Annotated in this window: 21 protein-coding genes and 1 pseudogene; 14 read left to right on the top strand and 8 right to left on the bottom strand. The window is 46.0% G+C overall.

What is annotated here, in order from left to right; genetic code table 11:
• Positions 1 to 15 precede the first annotated feature (15 nt).
• Both ACH97_RS19140 and ACH97_RS19135 read right to left on the bottom strand, forming a co-directional pair.
• Entirely contained in the window at positions 16 to 270 is a 255-nt protein-coding gene (locus tag ACH97_RS19140) for a hypothetical protein (protein WP_020451839.1), read from the bottom strand.
• A 99-nt stretch (positions 271 to 369) separates the two neighbouring features.
• Entirely contained in the window at positions 370 to 1,080 is a 711-nt protein-coding gene (locus tag ACH97_RS19135; RefSeq protein WP_020451838.1) for a class I SAM-dependent methyltransferase, read from the bottom strand.
• A gap of 159 nt (positions 1,081 to 1,239) precedes the next feature.
• On the opposite strand from ACH97_RS19135, the gene ACH97_RS19130 reads away from it, so the two are divergent.
• Positions 1,240 to 2,637 carry a S41 family peptidase gene (locus ACH97_RS19130; protein WP_020451837.1) on the top strand — a complete coding sequence of 466 codons (1,398 nt, stop codon included), beginning with the start codon at positions 1,240 to 1,242 and terminating at the stop codon, positions 2,635 to 2,637.
• Between the two features lie 44 nt (positions 2,638 to 2,681).
• On the opposite strand, the gene ACH97_RS19125 is transcribed toward ACH97_RS19130, so the two are convergent.
• Positions 2,682 to 4,163, bottom strand: a complete 1,482-nt coding sequence (locus tag ACH97_RS19125) for a sodium:solute symporter family protein (RefSeq protein ID WP_020451836.1) — start codon at positions 4,161 to 4,163, stop codon at positions 2,682 to 2,684.
• Complete coding sequence (locus tag ACH97_RS19120; RefSeq protein WP_020451835.1) at positions 4,163 to 4,366, bottom strand: DUF3311 domain-containing protein; 204 nt, start codon at positions 4,364 to 4,366, stop codon at positions 4,163 to 4,165. The genes ACH97_RS19125 and ACH97_RS19120 overlap by 1 nt, the downstream gene beginning before the upstream one ends.
• Before the next feature lie 320 nt (positions 4,367 to 4,686).
• Here ACH97_RS19120 and ACH97_RS19115 point away from each other — a divergent pair, with 320 nt between their 5' ends.
• On the top strand, positions 4,687 to 5,292 hold the full coding sequence (locus tag ACH97_RS19115) for an alpha/beta hydrolase (RefSeq protein WP_020451834.1): 606 nt from the start codon (positions 4,687 to 4,689) through the stop codon (positions 5,290 to 5,292).
• A 44-nt stretch (positions 5,293 to 5,336) separates the two neighbouring features.
• Here the strand turns inward: ACH97_RS19115 and ACH97_RS19110 are convergent, their stop codons facing one another.
• Positions 5,337 to 5,957 carry a nitroreductase family protein gene (locus tag ACH97_RS19110; RefSeq protein ID WP_020451833.1) on the bottom strand — a complete coding sequence of 207 codons (621 nt, stop codon included), beginning with the start codon at positions 5,955 to 5,957 and terminating at the stop codon, positions 5,337 to 5,339.
• A 134-nt stretch (positions 5,958 to 6,091) separates the two neighbouring features.
• On the opposite strand from ACH97_RS19110, the gene yodB reads away from it, so the two are divergent.
• From yodB to ACH97_RS19095, 3 genes and pseudogenes are all read left to right on the top strand, one after another.
• Entirely contained in the window at positions 6,092 to 6,412 is a 321-nt protein-coding gene (yodB, locus tag ACH97_RS19105; RefSeq protein WP_023857369.1) for a transcriptional regulator YodB, read from the top strand.
• A gap of 5 nt (positions 6,413 to 6,417) precedes the next feature.
• Positions 6,418 to 7,160 (top strand): annotated as a pseudogene (locus ACH97_RS19100) (SDR family oxidoreductase).
• Between the two features lie 65 nt (positions 7,161 to 7,225).
• Positions 7,226 to 7,516: a hypothetical protein gene (locus tag ACH97_RS19095; protein WP_020451831.1), complete on the top strand. Its 291-nt coding sequence runs from the start codon at positions 7,226 to 7,228 to the stop codon at positions 7,514 to 7,516.
• A 112-nt stretch (positions 7,517 to 7,628) separates the two neighbouring features.
• Here ACH97_RS19095 and exlX read toward each other — a convergent pair whose 3' ends face one another.
• Together exlX and ACH97_RS19085 are read right to left on the bottom strand one after the other, a co-directional pair.
• Positions 7,629 to 8,327, bottom strand: coding sequence for an expansin ExlX (gene exlX / locus ACH97_RS19090; RefSeq protein ID WP_020451830.1), 699 nt, complete (start codon positions 8,325 to 8,327; stop codon positions 7,629 to 7,631).
• A 228-nt stretch (positions 8,328 to 8,555) separates the two neighbouring features.
• Complete coding sequence (locus ACH97_RS19085; protein ID WP_020451829.1) at positions 8,556 to 9,008, bottom strand: germination protein GerT; 453 nt, start codon at positions 9,006 to 9,008, stop codon at positions 8,556 to 8,558.
• Positions 9,009 to 9,089: 81 nt separating this feature from the next.
• On the opposite strand from ACH97_RS19085, the gene rarD reads away from it, so the two are divergent.
• The 4 genes from rarD to bshB2 all read left to right on the top strand — a co-directional run bounded on the left by rarD (position 9,090) and on the right by bshB2 (position 11,406).
• Positions 9,090 to 10,022, top strand: coding sequence for an EamA family transporter RarD (gene rarD, locus ACH97_RS19080; protein WP_020451828.1), 933 nt, complete (start codon positions 9,090 to 9,092; stop codon positions 10,020 to 10,022).
• A gap of 74 nt (positions 10,023 to 10,096) precedes the next feature.
• On the top strand, positions 10,097 to 10,372 hold the full coding sequence (locus tag ACH97_RS19075) for a hypothetical protein (RefSeq protein ID WP_023857365.1): 276 nt from the start codon (positions 10,097 to 10,099) through the stop codon (positions 10,370 to 10,372).
• 1 nt (position 10,373) lies between these two features.
• Entirely contained in the window at positions 10,374 to 10,724 is a 351-nt protein-coding gene (locus ACH97_RS19070; protein ID WP_020451827.1) for a YojF family protein, read from the top strand.
• A 16-nt stretch (positions 10,725 to 10,740) separates the two neighbouring features.
• Positions 10,741 to 11,406, top strand: coding sequence for a bacillithiol biosynthesis deacetylase BshB2 (bshB2, locus tag ACH97_RS19065; RefSeq protein WP_020451826.1), 666 nt, complete (start codon positions 10,741 to 10,743; stop codon positions 11,404 to 11,406).
• A 42-nt stretch (positions 11,407 to 11,448) separates the two neighbouring features.
• On the opposite strand, the gene ACH97_RS19060 is transcribed toward bshB2, so the two are convergent.
• Positions 11,449 to 12,807 carry an MATE family efflux transporter gene (locus tag ACH97_RS19060; RefSeq protein ID WP_020451825.1) on the bottom strand — a complete coding sequence of 453 codons (1,359 nt, stop codon included), beginning with the start codon at positions 12,805 to 12,807 and terminating at the stop codon, positions 11,449 to 11,451.
• 1,118 nt (positions 12,808 to 13,925) lie between these two features.
• Here ACH97_RS19060 and ACH97_RS19055 point away from each other — a divergent pair.
• From ACH97_RS19055 to sucA, 5 genes are all read left to right on the top strand, one after another.
• Positions 13,926 to 15,230, top strand: coding sequence for a C40 family peptidase (locus ACH97_RS19055; RefSeq protein WP_020451824.1), 1,305 nt, complete (start codon positions 13,926 to 13,928; stop codon positions 15,228 to 15,230).
• 110 nt (positions 15,231 to 15,340) lie between these two features.
• Positions 15,341 to 15,934 (top strand): superoxide dismutase family protein, encoded by a 594-nt coding sequence (locus tag ACH97_RS19050; RefSeq protein ID WP_020451823.1) that lies wholly within the window; start codon positions 15,341 to 15,343, stop codon positions 15,932 to 15,934.
• 94 nt (positions 15,935 to 16,028) lie between these two features.
• Complete coding sequence (locus tag ACH97_RS19045; protein ID WP_020451822.1) at positions 16,029 to 16,919, top strand: ATP-binding protein; 891 nt, start codon at positions 16,029 to 16,031, stop codon at positions 16,917 to 16,919.
• Between the two features lie 10 nt (positions 16,920 to 16,929).
• The gene (locus ACH97_RS19040; RefSeq protein WP_048349904.1) at positions 16,930 to 18,843 is read left to right on the top strand and encodes a nitric oxide reductase activation protein NorD; all 1,914 of its coding nucleotides are present in this window, start codon (positions 16,930 to 16,932) and stop codon (positions 18,841 to 18,843) included.
• A 384-nt stretch (positions 18,844 to 19,227) separates the two neighbouring features.
• Positions 19,228 to 22,062, top strand: coding sequence for a 2-oxoglutarate dehydrogenase E1 component (gene sucA / locus ACH97_RS19035; protein ID WP_048349905.1), 2,835 nt, complete (start codon positions 19,228 to 19,230; stop codon positions 22,060 to 22,062).
• The last annotated feature ends 5 nt before the right edge of the window (positions 22,063 to 22,067 follow it).

The following is a 22,067-nucleotide window of genomic DNA, read 5'->3' as shown; positions in this document are numbered from 1 at the left end:
ATCGGCCTTTTCATGTTACCAAAAAAACAAACCTGCAAGGGCCACACCGGCAATTAAACCAAGGCCAAGTCCGTATACAGGGCCCCAACCCCATCCGCCGCCGTAATATCCGTAGGCGAATCCGCGGCCTCCCCGTCTGATCATCGGGGCGATATACACTTTGCTTGGTGATACACGGACGATTCTTCCGACATGGACGCGGCCTCCTTTGTCGGTGATTCTCGCAACTCTGCCAACATTTTGGTGGCAAAACCTATAATATCGGTCCACTTGAATGCTCCTTCCATCATCTAATCTATTCTATTCCTAGTCAGCTTATGACAGTTTCAATAGAAAAGGTTGGACGAAAGAAGGAGGACAAATGATGGTTTATAGATGTGATATAAAAATAATATGATCAAGAGAATCCCGGTATTTTTCCAGGTAATGCAGGTGTTTTTCCATTGTTTCATAGTTTTTGTCGGAAATCGAAGGCGACAAATCCATTTCGACGGCGTCATCAGGGTCTGCTGCGTCTTCCAATAGGACAGGGATGATGCTAACCTTTGAAAATCCTTCTTCCCGCAGGACATTGACCCATTCATTCTCGGCATATAAAGCGGTGAATCCGTAAAAGTCCGTGATTTCTTTTTTGGCTTCGTCTGTCAGAGCGTTGCCTTCCTTAAGGCACACTTCGATCGCGATCAGCATCCCTCCGGGTTTTAAAATCCGCCGGATTTCCTGTAAAGCGGACCGGATATCTGTGAAGCTCAGTACAGATTCAGATAATACACAGGCAAAGCTTTCAGACTGAAACGGCATTTCCTCGAGGGGAGAGTGGACAATCGGAATGGATAGCTGTTCTTTTTTAAAACGCTGTCGGGCTTTATCGATCATGACTGGGTCGGCGTCAAGGGCAGTGACAGGAAACAGCAGCTGCCCCAAATAAGCGGCGGTCTGGCCGGTTCCGCAGCCTGCATCAAGAATCGGCTGCTCAGGGTCGATGCCAGCTTTGGCGAGCACTGCCTTTGACAGGGACATACCGCCAGGATGAGCGGATGAGACGCCGAAGCTGGCAAGCATGTCTAAATAATCGCTCAAATTGAGATCCCTCCTTTTTTGTATGCATATGCAAAAAAGGAATAATGGTTGAAAAACGATCGAATGCCAGCAGCCCGGAAAATCGGATCCTGAGTAATTCGAGTTGACGAATAAAGATTCGTCCATGATAATATGGTAAGAAGAAAAGGTGGTGTTCGTTTGAAACAGCAGTTAAAACTCTTTTTGGCTGTATTGATTACGGCTGTCGCCGCCTCCGCACTGACGCTTTATCTGGTGGGCAAAGGCAGCGGCGGTTCAGTATATTCCGCTTCAGACTCCGAGAAATTCGAAAAGCTGATGGCGGCGTACGACAAAATCAAGAGCGACTATTATCAAAATGCAGACGATGAAAAGCTGACTGACGGGGCAATTAAAGGGATGCTTGGAGCTTTGGACGATCCATATTCAACATACATGGATAAGAAAGAAGCTAAAAGCTTTGAAGAAAGCATTACCTCTTCTTTTGAAGGAATCGGCGCCCAAGTAGAAGAAAAAAATGGACAAATTCTAATCGTCGCGCCTATTAAAGGATCTCCCGCAGAAAAAGCCGGCTTAAAGCCGCATGATGAAATTCAGAAAGTGGACGGCAAAAGCGTAAAAGGCAAGACCGTCAACGAAGCGACAGCAATGATCCGCGGCAAAAAAGGCACGAATGTCAAGCTTGTTCTCAACAGGGGAGGCGTCGGCCAAATCGATGTTACGATTAAGCGCGATACGATTCCGATCGAAACGGTGTACTCTAAAATGATCGGCGGCAACATCGGTGAAATCCAAATTACGTCTTTCTCTGAAAATACCGCTAAGGAACTGACGAAAGCCATTGATGACTTGTCTGAAAAAGGTGCGGAACGATTTGTGCTTGACCTCAGAGGAAATCCCGGCGGCCTGATGGACCAAGCGATTATGATGAGCAACATGTTTGTCGATAAAGGCAAAACCATTATGCAGGTTGAATCCAAAAACGGGAAAAAAGAAGTGTACAAAGCTGAGAAGGAACGAAAAGTGAACAAGCCGACCGTCGTTCTCGTCAACGGAGGAACGGCAAGCGCCGCTGAGATCATGGCAGCAGCACTTCACCAGTCTTCAGGCATCCCGATTGTGGGTGAAAATACGTTTGGAAAAGGAACGGTTCAAAATGCGGAGAGCTTCTCCGACGGATCGACCGTCAAGCTGACGATTGCCAAGTGGCTGACGCCAAATGGTGACTGGATTCACGAAAAAGGAATCAAACCTCAATATAAAGCGGAGCTCCCAAGCTATGCTAAACTGCCGTACCTGGATTCCAAAAAAGAGTATAAGGCAGGCAGCACCGGAGACGAAGTGAAAGCTGCCCAGCAAATGCTCCAAGCGCTCGGCTATAAGCTGAATGCGACGGGAGCATTCGACGCACAGACGGAGGCTGCCGTTAAGGCTTTTCAAAAAGACCAAAAGCTGAAAACGACAGGCATCCTAACGGGCGAGACGACGATCAGCATGACAAGTAAGCTGCAGGCTAAGCTTGCTGACAATGATACGCAGCTGGATAAAGCGATAGAGATCTTAAAAAAAGAAAAATAAAAGAAACCCTTGCGCTCACACGAAGCGCAAGGGTTTTTTAGTGATCAAGCGCTTTTTTGCACATCCTTCTTAGCATGGAACAAAAAGCTGATCACAGAATTGTGTTTTACATTTTTCACAAAAAACGGATTCAACAAGACAACGGTCAAAAGGTTGGCGGTAAGCCCCCAGAAGCCTTCGTAAATGCCGAAAGTGGCACCTGTTAAATAAACGGTAAATGTAACGGCCAGGCCGATGAGAAGACCGATGATCGTCGCTTCCTTCGTCTGGTTTTTCCAGAACAGGCTGATGACGATGGCAGGGAATATCTGCACCATGCCTGATACACCGAGCAGCTGAAGCGTTACAAGCGCTGCCGGGAACAGCATTCCGAATAAAAGGGCCAGACCGATGACGACGAATACCATCGAGCGGGTGATGATCGTCAGCTTTTGTCCCGAAACGCGGGGGTTGATCAAATCGCGGTATAAATTGTTAGCGAATAGGTTGGATGCCCCTATCGCCATAATCGAACACGGGATCAGACTTGCCAGGGCAATCGTTGAATAGGCGAATCCTTGCGTGACGCCGCCGTAGGAACTTTGAATTAAATACAGCAATGCAAATCTCGGGTTAATGTCATCAGGAAGTACGAGAAATGCGATAAAGCCTAAGAAAATGACTAAAATCAATACAATATTGTACAACGGCAGAAACATACTGTTCTTTCTGAGTGCATCCGCGCTGTTCGCCGTGAAAACGCCTGTCGCCGCATGGGCCCACATGAACAGAGCAAACGCGGAAACGATCGATGCCGTGATGAACCAGGCGATTCCGCGAGGTCCGTCAGAAGGGATTGTCAGCATATGCGGCGCTTCATTTGCCAGCTTGTCAATCATCGGCGTCCAGCCGTTAAAATGGATGAGCGGCAACGAAACGACCATAAACAGCATCATCACCCAAACTAAAATGTCTTTAATAATGGCAGTGTATGTAGGACCTTTGATGCCGCTGAAAAACGTATAAAGCGCGACAAGGACGAACGAAATGATTACGACGACATTGACGTTAATAAACCCTGTACCCGCGATTTGAAGCGTATCCTGAATTCCGCTGAGCTGCAGGCAGATATACGGGATCAGCATTAAGACGCCGACAATCGCAACAAGCGAAGACAGGAGCTTGCTGCTGAAGCGCTCCCTTGCATAATCGGCCAGCGTTGTGAGCTGGTGCACTTTCGCAACCTTCCAAATCTTCGGCAGAAAAAAATAGGCGATGAAATAGGCCAAAACCGAATAAGGAATCGCGAAAAAAGCGACGCTTCCGCTTGTAAAAGCGGTGCTTGTCAATCCTAAAAACGTGTAGGCCGTATACAAGTCGGCACCCACAAGAAACCAGACGAGCAGCCCTCCGAAACGCCTTCCGCCGACAGACCACTCTTCAACCGATTTCCGCGACTGCTTATTGCTGCCGGCGATAAACCCGATACAGACCACGGTCAAAATAATGCCGGCGGTGATGAGGAGCGCTGTTAAATTTCCCTGCATCACTCATAACCTCCGTTTCTTTTCTCAAATCTGTAAATCGCAAATGTGATCATCGGTGTCAGCACAATCCACAGCACCAGCCAAAAATGAAAAAATGGAAGTCCGAAAACGATCGGATCAATCCGGTTTACAAATGGTAGCAAAGCAAGCTGCCCGATAAAAGGGATGATGAACAAAACCCATTTAAAAAGCTGTTGATTCACCTTTTTTCCTCCTTTAGCGATTTTAATGTTCATAATCATAGCAGTTGTCAGATTTAATCACAAGATAATTATTAGAAAAAAGTGATTTTTTAAATTATTTAAACAGGCGTTCTGGCTTGCATATTCGAAAGTATAACTTTACAATAATTAATATCTTGAATTCGAGATAAAACAGAATGAAGAGGATCACCATGCAGGAGACTGCTGAGTAAAAGAATGGGAAAGAGACGGGCGAACGGGGGCTTTTTGATTGATGAACCGCTGGAAAGCACCGGCGCAATGACATCGCTGAAACAAAATGGGAAAAGGAGTGAAAGGAAATGAATCATATATATGAGAAAGGGAATTCTGATACCACCCTGTTGTTATTGCATGGAACAGGGGGAAACGAACACGATCTTCTGCCGATCGGCAGGATGATTGATTCCGATGCAAATTTACTCGGAGTCAGGGGAAATGTGCTGGAAAACGGAATGCCCCGTTTTTTCAGGCGCTTGAGAGAAGGGGTGTTTGACGAGAAAGATTTGATCGACCGGACGGATGAATTAAAAGCGTTTTTAGATGAAGCCGCAAATGAATTTCACTTTGACAGGAGCCGGGTGGTCGCAATCGGTTATTCAAACGGCGCCAATATCGCGGGAAGTCTGCTGTTCCGTCATGAACGTGTACTGAAAGGGGCGATTTTGCATCATCCGATGGTTCCGTTTAGAAATCGCAAGCTCCCTGATATGACAGGCCTGCCCGTGTTCATTGGAGCCGGCAAAACAGACCCCCTCTGCCCACCGCAGGAATCAAGCGAGCTTGCCGGCTATTTCACAAACGCCGGCGCCCAAGTGCTCCTTCACTGGGAAAGCGGCGGTCATCAGCTGACACACAGCGAGATCGACCAGGCGAAAATCTGGTATGAAAAGCATATAAAAGCATAAAAATAAACCTTAGTCCTTTTTGGGGACTAAGGTTTTTAGCGTGTTTACAGCCATGTAGATACGTCAGACACATCAAAACGATTGCTTTTGTGCGCAGGTTTGACCGGTTTTCCGATCGAAATCAGCATGACCGGTACATAACGTTCATTGATGTTGAATTCTTTAACGAACGCTTGCTTGTCAAAGCCGCCCATCGCGCATGTGTCATAGCCCATAGCTTTAGCCGCAATCATCAGCTGCATGGCCGCGAGCGATGCGTTAGTAAAGGCGGCGTCTCTTGCAAATCCGCTGTTTTGATAAGCGCCGTTGATTTGTCCGAGCAGCGTGTTTTTAATGTCTTCAGTCATATAACCTGCTTCTGTCAGAGGGCCGTATACGGCTTCACCGTTCAGGTTCGCTTGTAAGTCTCCAAGCACGGCTACAACCGCAGATGCCTGGCTGACTTGTTTTTGGTTGAACGCGATCGGAAGGAGCTTATCTTTTGATTCTTGGCTGTGGAAGACTGTAAAATGCCAGTGCTGCAGATTCCAGGCTGACGGAGCCTTTGTTGTGACGCTCAGCAGCTTTGTCAGCTCCTCTTTGGAAATGGAAACGCTTGTGTCATATTCTTTAATCGAAGTACGCTCTTCCAGAATGTTGAGAGCAGTGTTTTCTTGTGAAGACATGTGACTTCCTCCTTTGGGCTAAACATGTTATGATAGAGTCAGACAAAAAGTTAGAAACTTACTTTTTGTAACTTTATTGAGTATTTTAATGGCACACATTATATTTGTCAACTGGATATGGAGGGGTGAGAGAATTGGGGTTTACAATGTGTCCTAGAATGGAAGCCGCCTTTTCTTTACTCGGCAAACGATGGAATGGATTGATCATCCATGTATTGTTGGATGGACCTAAACGGTTTAAAGACTTGACCGAAATGATACCGATGATTAGCCAAAAAATGCTGGCTGAACGTTTAAAAGAGCTCGAACACTGCAAAATAATCGAGCGCCAAGTGCTGCCGGAAACGCCGGTAAAAGTCATCTATCAATTGACAGACAAGGGAACGGCGCTAGAGCCTGTCCTCAGAGAGATACAAACCTGGGCCGAGCATCATTGCGATCCGGAAGGGAGCTGACCGGATTGACTAGTAAAGAAACAGTCGTCATTACAGGCGGGGCCAGAGGCATCGGAAGAGACCTTGTGACCGCCTATGCTCAAAAAGGTTTTATCGTCGTATTCGCCGATTGAAGGAAGAGGGTGAACAGCTTGAAAAAGAGCTGACCGCTTCCGGAGCGCGGGTTCAGTTTGCAGCTTGTGATGTGGGATCTGAAGAAGATGTGAAACAGCTGATGCAGGAAGCTTCCCGAAACGGCCGTTCGATATCTGCGCTCATTAATAACGCGGGCAGATCAGTTTGGAAGTCCCCTTATGATTTGACGGCGGAAGAATGGGACGATGTGCTGAATACCAATTTGAAAGGCGGGTTTCTTTGCGCAAAAGAAGCCGCCAAAAAAATGAAAGAAGCGAAAACAGGCGGAGCCATCGTCAATATCGCTTCGACAAGGGCGTTTATGTCCGAGCCTGACTCGGAAGCCTATGCCGCGTCAAAAGGGGGCTTAATCGCTTTGACTCACGCATTGGCCGCGTCTTTAAGCAAAGATTCAATCGTCGTCAACAGCATTTCCCCGGGATGGATCGAAACCGGTGATGATACTGCCCTGCGGCCTATTGACCACGAACAGCATTTGTCAAACAGGGTCGGCCGCCCTCAGGATATCGTCAAAGCATGCTTTTACTTGGCCGATCCGGACAATCGCTTTGTCACCGGTACAAACTTGACGGTGGACGGCGGAATGACAAAAAAAATGATTTATGAAGAATAGCCCAAACGTTTCCCGACTTTATGAATACCTTTACTATAGGCAGACATAAAGGAGGATAAAAGCCAATGAACCCTCATATGCTTTATTCGAGATCAGGTCCTGCCGGATACCCGGCCAGATTCCCGGCCAGATTCCCGTTATTCTGGGGTTTTGGAGCGCCGCTTGTCGGCGGATTGCTGGGCGGATTTCTCGGAAGCGCGATTTTTAACTACCCAAGACCTTACGCTTACCCGCCGCCATACCCGGGACCTTACGGCGGCACGCCTTATTACGGCTATGGGTCAGCTCCTGGGGCCGTTCCGTACGGAGGTGTTCCGGGCGCAGCTCCATTCAGAGGGGCGGGACCGGGCTATTGATCAATAAGCCAATTGTTGCTGGCATCTAAATGCCGGATGTCCAATATGAAGCGGCGGCCAAAGCTTGCGAATCTTTTCGCCTTTGGCCGCCGTCTCATTCTTTCCGGATCGATCAGTCAGGGAACTGTACTTTTCCAGGTACGGTATATGCGCTTGACGTCCCGTTTTCCGGCAGTTTTTTGATCGTGTCTTTTACGACTTTTCCTCGGATATCTGTAATTCTGACTTTAAGCGGACTTGTCCCAAGATTGGTGCTGACGAAATGGTTGTAGTCCGTTTTCTCCATATTGATCCACTTTCCGCCTTTGTAATATTCCATTTTCATGACGGGATATTTGTGATTTCTGACTTGGATTGCCGCCCACCACTGGCTGCTGCCTTCTTTGATCCGGTAAGTGAAATTGCCGGTAATCGGCGCTTTGACTACACGCCATTTAATGTTGATTTTGCCGTCTTTCATATCGCCGATCTGGCGAAAAGCGTTCGGTGAAAGGTCAAGAGCTCCCGGCGCGCCTTCAGGATACAGATCGGTCACATAGACGGTCGTTTTTCCTTTCGGCCCTTCAACCCGCAGATAGGCACCGGCAAGAGCTGCTTTCACTCCGCGGTAATTCATATCTGTCGGATTTAAAGCGGTGATCTTCATATTGGACGGAATAGGATCCAAAAGCAATGCACCGCCGGAGTAACCCGACCCCGTGTAAGTGGCGTAGCCCTTATGCAGTGAGTTGTATGCTGCAGAAGCTTGAGGTGAAAAACAAAGGATCGTCAAAAACATGGCTGTGATCAATAAGCTGATTTTCTTTTTCATATCCATCCTCCTGTTTTATAAATTGAGAACCATTATCATTATAAGGACTAACTGACAACAGCCGAAAGAGCAAATAGTTACAGAGATTTTTTAAGGAATAATGACTAACACCGTCGAAATGTAAAAGTTCAGCCGCATGTCAGGCAAATGAGGTGATCATCCTTGAGGACTAGTGTTAAAATGGTACAGGAAGAAAAAAAACAGCCTGCTTTGCCAAGCTGGCCGTTTTCAAAACGTGATGTCGATTTCAGACAGGTTAAAGTCCTCATTTTTTAAGAACATCACTTCTAAAATGCCGTCTTTAAATATTGCTTTCGTACCCTTTCTGCGCACTAGAGAGGGGAGAACGACTTTTTCCTGCCGCCCTTTTTCAGGGTAGTTTTCTATGATCAGGGTTTGTGAAGTATGTTTAATTTTCAGAAGGTTAAGCTGTTCTTTGGTGAGCGGTATTTTAACAAATACATGGCTTGTCGTTTCAAAAATATCAATCGGATCAGATTCATCTGCCGCCTGTGTTTCTTTTGAGAGAGGGTCACGAAAAGGAAATTGAACTGCATACCCCGGTCCGAAAACGCTTTTCATCATGTGGTGGATATATTGCTCCACATCTTTCGGGTCAGCGTTTTTTAATCCGTCCTTGGAAAACTGCTGAAATGGAAAAAAGCGTTGCCAATCAAACACGATCACACTTCCTTTCACATAGACGGTACAGTATATGCAAAAAAGTGCGGAAAGTGATGAGAAGAAAGGAAAGAAACAGACATGAATCATTCATCTCAAACGAAAGGAATCATTTACACAGCGCTTTCTTATCTGCTGTGGGGGCTCCTTCCTTTATATTGGAAAGTGCTCGATCAGACGGCTGCGCTCGATATATTGGCGCACCGGATTATCTGGTCATTTGTTTTCATGTGCGGCGTGCTTCTCGTTTTGCGGCAGTGGAAAAACGGAGTTAAAGCATTTCGCGCGCTTTCGGGAAACCGAAAGGAATTTGTACCGCTCATTTTGTCGTCCGTTCTGATTTCGATCAATTGGTATGTCTACATATGGGCTGTCAGCAACGGCTATATTCTTGAAGCGAGCCTGGGCTATTACATCAATCCGCTCGTATCGATCGTGCTCGGAATTGTCTTTTTAAAGGAAAAGCTGACGCGGATGCAGGGAGCGGCAGTTCTTCTCGCTGCCTTCGGCGTGCTTATTTCCGCCTTCCAGTACGGTTCCGTGCCGTACATCGCCCTGATACTTGCATTCAGTTTCGGGCTCTACGGACTGGCGAAAAAGCGGACATCGCTCTCAAGCGCCATAGGACTTACCCTGGAAACGATGATGATCGCTCCGGTTGCAGTGATCTATCTGTTGTTCTTCAGCCATCCGGAAAAGGCTCAAGCCGCTTCAGGGAGCATCGGCATGATGGTACTGCTGTTTTTGGCAGGAGTGTTAACTGCGATTCCGCTGCTTTTATTTGCGGAAGGTGCGAAAAAACTTCCGCTTTATCAAGTCGGCATTTTGCAATATATCGCTCCGACCATTACATTATGCTTAGGCGTGTTCGTCTACCATGAACCGTTCAGCAGCAGTAAGGTCTTTACGTTTACCTGCATATGGGCGGCGCTGATTTTGTTTACACTTTCGCAATTTCAATGGAAGAAACCGGAGAAGGTATTTTTAAAAAGAAAAAATTCCTTTCATCCGTAAGCCCTTTTTCTTTTCAATAAGCACTGATTATGTATAATTAAACATTATTGAAGCAATTCGGAGGTTATTCCGTCATGGCAGACGAACTAGAGCTTTTCCGGGCGTATAAAACCCTTTGGAAAAACCGGACGATGGACGGAGAAGGCAGGCAGGCGCTTCATCGGGCGATTGATGATGAGTTGAACGACCTCCGCACCCATCCAAGGCTCAGAAAGACGAAGCACGAAAAATACTATCAATCAATCCGGCGCATTGTGAATTCACAATTGGAACCAGATATGAAGCTCAAGCTGATTGAATGGCATACGGAACGATTGGAGTTATTAACAAACGAAGAAAGCAGGGAGTAACATGAAAGCAATAATAAAAGAAGATGTGCAGGCTTCTTTGGAAACATTTTTAAACCAGCCTGTTTACATTCATTTGGAGACGACAACCGGATCGTATTCCGCGCATAAAGATGAGCAGAACATGACCGTGGTGGCGTATATCAGAAACGCGAAGGTGACATGCTCCCGCGCCAAAATCACGGGCGAGGGGCCATTTCGCGCCGGTTTGAAAATCGAAGACGGCTGGATCTACGCCGAAGGCCTGACGGATTATACGGTTGATGATGAAGGAAGGTTGCTTCTCGCCGGCTATTTGCCGGGCGGCAAACTCGCCATTTCGCTTCAAATCAGCAAAAAGCCATTTGCAGTCTAAAAAGAAGGTGTTATAGATGAAAAAACATTTACTCGTGATCTTGCCGCATCCTGACGATGAATCTTTCGGAGTCGCCGGCTTGATCGCCTTAAACCGAAAAGAAGATATACCTGTAACATACGCGTGCCTGACGCTGGGCGAGATGGGAAGAAATATGGGAGACCCGCTTTTTGCCAACAGGGAAACCCTTCCGCTGCTCAGAAAGCAAGAGCTGATCGACGCCTGCAGGGAAATGGATGTACAGGACTTGCGCATGCTCGGATACCGCGATAAAACGCTCGAATTCGAGGATGAAGAAAAACTGGCCGAGCGAATAGAGGCTGTCATTGATGATGTAAACCCGAGCCTTGTTGTGACGTTTTATCCGGGACACGGCGTTCATCCTGACCATGATGCGTGCGGTGCCGCGGTTATCAGGGCATTATCGCGGAAAAAGAAAGAAGACCGGCCGCGCGTCTTATGCATGGCCATCACCCACCACAGGGAAGAGGTTCTTGGCAAACCTGACGTCGTTCTTGATATCAAAGAAGCCGCAGATATTAAAATGAACGCGCTCAAAGCACATAAATCTCAAACAGGCGGCTTTATGAAAGAAATGGAGAAAAAACTCGCCAATGGCGAGCCGGTTGTTGAGACATGGTTTGAAAAAGAAACATTTTGGACCTATAAATGGAATGATTAAAATGATCAAAAAAGGTGTCGGGCATATGAGCCCGGCACCTTTTTACACGCTTTGAGTGTGAATATAGCGGTTTTGAATGCGTTTGAGCCTGAAAAACAGCCCGACTGCACCGGCTGCGAGCCCCGTGATCAGTCCGATCCAGTACCCGAAAGCTCCGAATGAAGTATACGTTCCGATCACAAAACCGACCGGAAGCCCGATAATCCAATACGAGACGAGAGCTGTGACAAGCGTGTAGTTAACATCTTTATATCCTCTGAGCGCTCCTTGAATCGGAGCGGCGATGGCATCTGACAGCTGAAAAAACAACGCAAACAGCAAGAAGTCCTTTGTCAGAAGCAGCACATCCCGGTCAGCCGCATACAAACCGGCAATTTGCTCTCTGAACAGTAAAATGATGAGTGCGGTGAATAATGAAAAACCGACCGCTATTGAAATGCCGAGATAGCTGTAAGTTCTCGAGTCTTTAAACCGTTTTGCTCCGGCCTCAAAGCCGACGACAATTGTCAGCGTCATCGATACGCTCAATGGAAGCATGTAAAGAAGCGAAGCGAAATTCATTGCCGCCTGATGGGAAGCGATCGTGACCGTGTCAAAATGGCTCATCAGCAAAGTGACAGCTGCGAATATACTCGTCTCAAAGAAGATGGCGAAACCGATCGGAATGCCGATCTTCAGCAGTTTCATACTTTCAGCAAAAGAAAATGAATAGAATGTTCCAAAAATCCTAAACTGGTGAAACGGCGTCTTTTTGTGGACGATGTATAAAGAGATCAGACAAATGCACCAATATGTGATGGCGGAAGCCATACCGGCTCCTGCTCCTCCAAGCTTTGGAAAGCCGAAGTTCCCGAAAATGAACAAATAATTCAAAACAAAATTAATGGGCAGAGAACAGAGCGTAACCAGCATCGTCACCCGCGTTTTTCCGAGTGAATCAATAAAGCAGCGCATCACATTGTAAACAAACAGTGGCAATATGCCGAGCCCGATGCTGATTAAATATTGCTTTGCGATGACCGCTACCTTCTGTTCAAGATCGAGATTCTCAAGCACCGGATCAATCAGTAAGTACCCGGAGACGATCACGGCAATGCTGATGATTCCGGCCACATAAATCGATTGAATAACAGTATAAGGGACATCCTTTTGCCGCTTGGCCCCCATCAGTTGGGCGACCATCGGTGTTACAGCTGTCAAAATGCCGGCAAGCCCTGTATAAACCGGGGTCCACAAACTCGAGCCGATTGCGACGCCGGCGAGGTCGGCGGCACTGACTTTGCCTGACATCACCGTGTCGAGAACCGTAATGAGCGACAGTCCCGCTTGCGTAATCAAAATCGGAATTAAAATCGTTAAAAACTGCCTTGTTTTCTCCCGCAAATCCTTTGTTTCCCTCATATCAGTTCCCCGTTTCTTTTGGATAACGAGAGAAATTATAACACGTTATGTATAAAATGCAATAAATGTCTGTTCAATCTTTTTTCGCCTGTTTTGCTTTTTTAAACATTTGCACATAAATAAAGGAAAGAGAAAGAATTCCTAAACACGTACATAAATATTGACATATTTTTTGAATGGTCAAGAAGATTCACCTCCATATCTTAAAATGCGTCATAAAAGGAGGAAACATGCATGAAAGCGGCGGTAATAAACCGGAAGTTTTTTTATGTGTTTTCTAATAGTAAATAACGACTATTGATATACAAAAACGAATGAGTATTAAGTGTTAATTTTACATTTATCTTTATATTAAGATAGGAAATAAGAATCTATAGATGAAATAGTAAAACGCCGTTCGATCTAAAAAAAGATACTCCCAATTCCGGATGTTGGCAAAAAAAATGTATGATATAGTCAATTTATGGTTTCGTGGAGGAATTTGTGCTGAAATGTAGAAATGTATAAGTGATCCTGATCTTTGCTTTTCGATTAGGCAATAGATGAGGATTGATCGGCGATTTACGGTAAACTAATGAATAAGAATACGCAGTTTTTACACCCTCAACTTGAACGCTGGGCTTGACCGTTTGATCCGAAAAAGAAAATCGGCTGTAAAACGGCACAGAAATCCGCATGTTACGGCGTCTATTCGGGCTGTTTCGGCACATGCAGCATATCCAGTTAACTCCTTCTCGCTGTTTTTCACCATGAACCTCTGATTTTAAAACAACTGATCATCGTATTTCCGAAAACTTAAAACTCAAACCTTTGCAAAAAAAGCACCCGATATCTCGAGCATTGAAAAAAGTGTTGATTTTTGTCAATGTGCCTATCAGTCTGTATTTTTAATAAGAAATTTGTAAAAAGGCAAAAAGACTATTAAAAAAATATAAATTAGACCGATACAAATCGTGAATTGCATTTTTTGCTTAAGAATATAAAAGGGGGCTTTCAGCCAAAGGCCATCCATACGGTGATCAGATCACCTGCCTGACCGGCTGGATAAAGTCTTAAGCAATGGCAAATGTAATGGCATACATAGAGAGAACGAAAATGAAACGGGAGGTTAAGAGGTTATGAAGAAGAAGATAGCAGTAGGTTTGGCGGCCTCTGCGGTAGTTGGAACTTCATTGGCGGCGTCACCGGTAGAAGCCCAAACCATCAAGGTGAAAAGCGGAGACTCACTGTGGAAGCTTTCAGCTGAGTACAATACCAGTGTTTCGGCACTTCAATCAGCCAACAATCTTTCATCTACAGTTATTTATGTCGGACAAACTTTAAAAGTACCGGACGGCAAGTCAAAAAGCAGCTCACAGACAAAATCCGCAAGTTCCAGCTCAAGCACTGCAAAGTCAACTTACACAGTGAAATTAGGAGATTCCTTGTGGCTGATTGCCAAAGACTACAAAACAACCGTAAAAGAGATTAAAAACTTAAACGGTCTGAGCAGCGATATGATTTACCCAGGACAAAAGCTGGTTATTAAAGGAAGCGCGAAAAACACCGGTTCCAGCTCTGGCTCAAGTTCGAGTTCCAGTTCGAAATCATCCAGCTCATCCTCAAGCTCGCAAAGTTCAAGCAGCACATACAAAGTCAAATTGGGCGATTCTTTATGGAAAATTGCCAATAATTTGAATATGACAATCGCCGAAATCAAAACGCTGAACAACTTGAAGTCGGACACGATCTACCCGAACCAGGTTCTTAAAGTGAAAGGAACCGTTTCCAGCGGAAGCAAAACATCTTCTGGTTCGTCTTCAAATTCTTCATCAAGTAAAACGAACACAAGCAGCAGTTCAAAAACGACCACTTACACGGTTAAACCAGGCGATTCTCTGTGGAAAATTGCAAATTCGATGAATGTGACAGTACAAAGCATCAGAGAAGCTAATCGATTAAAAACAGATGTCCTGCAAGTCGGCCAGAAGCTTAAAATCTCCGGTGCATCGACTTCCGGATCATCTGGCAGCCCGTCTTCCAGCTCGCCGAACTCTTCAGTTTCAACCGGCACTTCGACAAGTGCAAAGGTCGAACGGATGATTGCAGAAGCAGAAAAGCATATCGGCGTGCCTTACAGATGGGGAGGCAACAACCCTTCAGGCTTTGACTGCAGCGGATTCATCTATTACACGTTGAACAAAGTCACATCTGTCTCAAGGCTGAGCGCAGCCGGATACTGGAGCGTCATGTCACCAGTCAGCCAACCTTCAAGAGGAGACTTCGTTTTCTTCCAAACATATAAAGCGGGCCCTTCACACGTCGGCATTTATTTAGGAAACAACAAGTTTATCAATGCCAACGATTCCGGTGTCACTGTCAGCGACATGAACAATTCCTACTGGAAACAGCGCTATCTCGGCGCAAAACGGTATTCATTCTAAAAAAGCCATTTTATATGGCTTTTTTTTTGCATGTTTTCAGGATAGGAAGGACAGGTTTAATGCCCCTCTTCGTTGTCTAAACTGAAAAGAAAAGCGAAGGGGGGAGACGTTTGAGAACATTACATTACATATTGGTCACATGTATGGCCGTTTGTTTGGCAGCTGCATGTACACAGCAAAAAGAAATTCAGCAAAAAAATGTCGACCAGGAACATAGAGAAACCTTTGAAGCGATGACACAGCCGTTAAAAGTACCGCTGATCAAACGCGACGGTACGGAAACCGGTTTTATAGAAGTGTCTGAATCCGCTGCAGAAGGCCTTGATATCAGAGTCAGCGCCCATAATCTGCCGCCGGGAATGCTTGCTTTTCATATTCATGAAACGGGCGTGTGTAAAAAGCCTGATTTTGAAAGTGCGGGTGCTCATTTCAATCCTGACCAAAAGGAGCACGGCTTTCACAATCCGAAAGGACCGCATGCCGGTGATTTGCCGAATATTGAAGTCGGAGCCGACGGCAAAGTCGACGTTATCGTAAATGCGCCGGACGTCACCCTCGATCAGAAAAGCAAGTTCAGTCTGCTTGATCATGACGGAAGTGCTTTCGTCATTCATGAGCATCAGGATGATGATCTGACAAATCCATCCGGAAACTCCGGAGCCCGGATGGTTTGCGGAGCGCTGACGAACACCGGAAAAAAGTGAATCGGCGCATGGAAGCCGTTTATATTGAGGGCAGTGCATCTTTTCTAGTATACTTACATACAGAAGACGCTTTGAGAAAGGAATTTTACAACACATGAAATATGATCTGCATGAACTAGAGCTGCCTGAAAAAATAAAAGAGCGGCTGATTCAGTCTACCGCTAAACCTGTTGCCGCGGAATACCAATCATTGATTGGAACGCCCGGTTATGAAGCGGAAGACAGCGCCATTCTCTATGACGCGATGATCGCGCTGTCACTCGGAAAAAACGTTTTGTTAAAAGGCCCGACAGGCTCCGGAAAAACAAAACTTGCCGAAACGCTCTCCGCTTATTTTCAAAAACCTATGCACAGTGTCAACTGTTCTGTGGATCTTGATGCAGAGGCGCTTGTCGGTTACAAAACGATTGAAAACACCAACGGGAACGCCTCTATTGAATTTATCGAAGGTCCTGTGACAAAAGCGATGAACAACGGCCATTTCCTATATATTGACGAAATCAACATGGCGAAACCGGAAACGCTGCCGATCTTAAACGGGGTGCTCGATTACCGGAAAATGATGACCAATCCGTTTACGGGGGACGTCATCAAAGCGAAAGAGGGATTCGGCGTGATTGCAGCGATAAACGAAGGCTATGTCGGAACGGTCCCGTTGAACGAAGCGCTGAAAAACCGGTTTGTCATTATCGACGTGCCCTACATTAAAGGTGACCTGCTGAAGCGGGTGCTTGAAACACAATCCGAACTAAAAAATCAGAAGCTGCTGAACCGGTTTGTTACCCTGTCATCGGACTTAATGACGCAGGCTCATAATGGACAGGTTTCTGAAGAGGCCGCTTCCATCAGAGCGCTTCTCGATACTTGCGACCTGTCGACATATATTCCGCCGCTGCGAGCGATCGAACGCGGCATCGTTGAAAAGCTTGATGATGAACGCGAAAAAGCGGCGGTCCGAAATATTGCCCAGACTTTGTTCGAATGAGGGTTTTTTTATGAAGTTTATTAAATTCAATGACAGCAAGATTGACTCTCTGCTTTTTATGGAGCTGACAGATCTCGCGAAAACGCTCGCGAAAAGCGATCAGGTTGAAGTGGAGTACGGGGTTCAGTCTTACTACAATCCTTTTGAGAAAAAGATCTACATGAGCCATTTTTGGAAAGACCGGAACCACCGGGATATGTTAGAAGGTTTGAAAAGCGATGTATACTTGCGGTCAATCGGCTCCCGTTACAGCTCGATGAAAGACTTTTCCCGCATGCTTGACGCGACTCGGAAATATCATTTTAAGAGTTTGGCAAAACAGTTGTTTATGCTTTTTGAAGATATCAGAATCGAAGAGTTCATCAAGAGGGAGCGGCCCGGTACAAAACCGGTATTTTCGAGCCGGAAATCAATGTACCGGAAACATTTTGCGACCCAGTTGACGCTGAATCTGGAGCGGAGCATTTTTACAGATGCTTTGTTTTGCGCTGTATATCTTAAGCTGACCGCGGAGTCGCCGCTTGATGAGATACCGGCTATCCATGAATCGGTCGATCCGATGAAGGGATTTATAGAAGCCGAGCTCGCCCGCGTATTCGAAGCGCGTTCAACTGCTGACATCGTCTCGATTGTAAGCGGGCTGATGGAAGGTTTTGAAGAGGTGCTCGAAAAAGATATGCTGAATACGTACTTCTTTTTTCCGGAATTGGAATACGAACAAGTTGACGAAGAAGCGCTTTTTCAAGATTTGAAAGCAAAACCGAAGCTGAGCGAGGATCTGACGCTTGAAGAGAAAAGTGCGGGTGATGAGGAAGTTCATGAAGAAGAAATGCCGACTTGGCACAGAGAAACGGAAGCTCCGGCGAAAAGCTTTCTCCAGTTTGATTTGGAGCACGGTGCAAAAACCGATATTTCCGGCGGGGCTTTAAGAGAAGGCGAAGACGGCGACCAAGCGCTCGGGTCAGTTCAGGGAACGGCGAAGCAGACGAAAAGAAAAGACTATTCAAAACTTGAATCGCTTGAATCTGTTCAAGATGAGCCAAACGGCGGCGCCGCACCAGCCGGCAAAGAAAACCGCTATGCGTTTTCGGTGATGAAGCCTCCGGAAAAACCTTCTAACGAAGACATATTAGACTACCAGGCTCAAGCAAAAACAATCGAATCGTATCAAAAACGGCTCAAGCAGATGATTCAAAAAACGCTCGAGCATAAAAAAACGCTCCCGAGAACCGATTTGCATGCAGGTAGATTGAACAATAAACTGCTCCGTTACTTTACAGAGCGCAATCCGCGCCTCTTCTATAAAAAGCAAGAACCGTCAACAGAGATCGACGCCGTTTTTACATTGCTCGTCGACTGTTCAGCAAGCATGCATGACAAAATGGCCGAGACGAAACGGGGCATTGTCCTGTTTCACGAAGCGCTTAAATCTGTTGCTGTCCCTCACCAAATCGTCGGTTTTTGGGAAGATACGAACGATGCGACAGAGACGAGTCAGCCCAATTACTTTCATACGGTCGTCTCTTTTGCGGATTCCTTAAAAGCAGGCGCCGGACCGCATGTCATGCAGCTTGAACCGGAGGAAGACAACCGGGATGGATATGCGATCAGACAGATGACGAAGATGCTTGTTCAAAGAAGCGAAGCTCAGAAGTTCCTGATTGTCTTTTCAGATGGGGAGCCAGCCGCATTCGATTATGAACAAAACGGGATTGTCGATACACATGAAGCCGTTATGGAAGCGCGGAAACGAAATATCGAAGTCATCAATGTATTTTTATCAAACAGCGAAATCGAAGAATCGCAAATCAAGACGATACAGGACATGTACGGAAAGTACAGCCTTTTCGTCCCGGACGTCGATCAGCTTCCCGATGTTCTGTACCCGCTTTTAAAAAAGCTGTTGAACAAAAGTATAGGCTAGATAGGACAGATGGCAGCAATACTCGCGGCCATCTGTTTTTTATCGTAGAAACACAGTGAAATATTGAAATTTTTATTATTTTTATCAACTTAATTTTTTGCGGAGCACATCGGGATGTTAAAAAATAGACGGTCAGGGGAAATATGTGAATAAATAATGAGCCGGTTTAAAAGAATTCGGTCTGAAAGTTCAAAATTATAAAATTTTTTATTTTTCAAGATGATTTTTTAATTTTATTTGAACAATCTGTGTAGAAACAAATGAGAAACAGTGGTAAAATGTACGTGGAAGCGTTTTTATTACATATTTCTGGGCGTAAGGTTCAGAAGATATATTAAGATAGTGAATCATTCACTTGATTATTAGGTTGGGGGTAATGTTCAAATGTTTCAAAATAGTATGAAACAAAGAATGACTTGGGAAGAATTTCACGGTCCGAACCTCGGCTATGTGCTGGAGCTTTACGATCAATACGTCAAGGATCCAGAAAGCTTGGATGCTGATTTAAAAGAGATGTTTGACGAACTTGGAGCTCCCCCGGGCGATATAAGGGCCGCCTCTCTAAAAAACGAAGAGGCAGATTTCACGGCTGGATCTATTCAAAAAATCGCATCAGTGATAAAACTCGCAGAAGATATTAGAACCTATGGCCATTTAAACGCTTCCGTCAATCCACTGAGAAAAACACAAGAGAAACAGGAGCTTTTTCCTCTTGCTGAGTACGGGTTAACTGAGCAGGATGTGAAAAAAATTCCGGCGTCTGTCATATGCAAAGATGCCCCTAAAGAAGTAACGAACGGTTTAGAAGCCATCCAGTACTTGAAAAACACATACAAAAAATCGATTTCTTTTGAATTTGACCATGTGCACATTTTTGAAGAGCGCAACTGGCTGATGAAAAAGATCGAATCCGGGGAATTATTCGCCCCGAAATCGAAAGAAAAGCTGGTGGAAGTTTTAAGAAGGCTGACAGAAGTTGAAAGCCTTGAACAGTTTCTCCACAAAACCTTTGTCGGGCAAAAACGCTTTTCAATAGAAGGACTTGATGCGCTTGTGCCCATGCTGGATGATATTATCGCCAAGTCCGTTTCGGCAGGTACGACAAACGTTAATATCGGAATGGCGCACAGGGGCCGCCTGAACGTTCTTGCGCATGTGCTCGGAAAACCTTATGAAATCATTTTTTCTGAATTCCAGCATGCGCCGAACAAAGATCTCGTTCCGTCGGAAGGTTCGACAGGGATCAATTACGGCTGGACGGGTGACGTAAAATATCACCTCGGCGCCAACCGTCAGATTCAGGATGAGCATACGAAAACGGCGCGCATTGCGCTCGCGAACAATCCGAGCCACCTGGAGTTCATCGATCCGATCGTTGAGGGATCGACAAGAGCCGCCCAGGAAACGAGAACGGAGAGCGGCTATCCGCTTCAAGACGTTAAAAAATCGCTGGCGATTCTGATTCACGGCGATGCGGCATTCCCAGGGGAAGGCATTGTCGCGGAAACGCTGAATTTAAGCCAGCTTAAAGGCTATCAGGTGGGCGGAGCGATTCACATTATCGCCAATAACATGATCGGCTTTACGACGGAAAGCAATGAGTCAAGATCAACGAAATATGCAAGCGACCTTGCAAAAGGTTTTGAGATTCCGATCGTCCACGTCAATGCGGATGATCCTGAAGCATGCCTTTCAGCGGTTCAGCTCGCTGTTGAATACCGCATGACTTTCAACAAAGACTTTTTGATCGATCTGATCGGCTACCGCCGTTTCGGCCACAATGAAATGGATGAGCCGTCTGCAACGCAACCGATGCTGTATGATGCGGTCAGAAAGCACCCGACCGTCAAGAACATCTTTGCTGAAAAGCTGATTCATAACGGGATCGTCGATAATGAAACCGTCGACAAAATCGGGGACGCTGTCATGAAGCGTTTAGAAGAAGCCTATCGCAAAGTGCCGGCCAAAAAGGAAGATATGACGCATGAAATCGTTCTTCCGGAACCTGTTTCCAACGGTTTTCCGGATGTTGACACGTCGGTTGATGTTGAAACTTTGCGCAAAATTAATCAGGAGCTTGTTTCATGGCCTGAAAACTTCAACGTTTTCGATAAGCTAAAGCGAATCCTCGAAAGGCGCGCCAAAGCGTTCGACGATGACCGAAAAGTCGACTGGTCGCTTGCAGAGGCGATGGCTTTTGCATCCATTTTGAAAGACGGCACACCTCTAAGGCTGACCGGGGAGGATTCAGAACGCGGCACATTCGCACACCGCAACCTTGTCCTTCACGACAGCAAGACAGGGGACGAATTCATCGCACTGCATCACCTTGCAGATACGAAAGCGTCATTTGCGGTTCACAACAGCCCGCTTTCTGAAGGATCCGTCCTTGGCTTTGAATATGGATATAACGTGTCTTCGCCGGAAACGATGGTGATCTGGGAAGCGCAGTTTGGAGACTTTGCAAACGCGGCGCAAGTGTACTTTGATCAGTTCATTTCTGCAGGAAGAGCGAAATGGGGACAAAAATCAGGGCTCGTTGTTCTCTTGCCGCACGGCTATGAAGGGCAGGGACCTGAGCATTCAAGCGGAAGAACGGAACGCTTCCTTCAGCTGGCGGCGGAAAACAACTGGACTGTCGCCAACTTGACGAGCGCTGCCCAGTATTTCCATATTTTAAGAAGGCAGGCGAAGATGCTCCTTCGCGAGGAGATCCGCCCGCTGATCATCATGACGCCGAAAAGCCTGCTGAGAAATCCGAATACCGTATCAGAAGTGCAGGAGCTCAGCGACAGTAACTTTAAGCCGGTCTATGAAATGTCAGGACTTTCCCATCAGTATGACAAAGTGACGCGCCTCGTCCTTTCAAGCGGTAAAGTTTCGATTGACATCAGCAGCCATTTCAATAAAATGGAAGGTGAAAAAGATTGGCTGCATATTGCACGGGTTGAAGAGCTGTATCCTTTCCCTGCAAAGCATATTAAAGCGATCTTCAGCAAACTCCCGAATTTGGAGGAGATTGTCTGGGTACAGGAAGAACCGCAAAATATGGGTGCATGGAACTATATCGAGCCTTATTTAAGAGAGATTGCTCCAAAGGACGTGAAGGTCCGCTATATTGGCAGAAGAAGACGTTCAAGTCCGGCAGAAGGGGATCCGACGGTTCATAAAAAGGAACAGGAACGCATTGTATCTGATAGCTTGACTCGCAAAAATTAAGGGGG

This window comes from Bacillus paralicheniformis, assembly GCF_001042485.2.
Lineage (GTDB): Bacteria > Bacillota > Bacilli > Bacillales > Bacillaceae > Bacillus > Bacillus paralicheniformis.
Note: the sequence above shows the minus strand (reverse complement) of the source record. Positions and strands in the feature narration are given on the sequence as shown.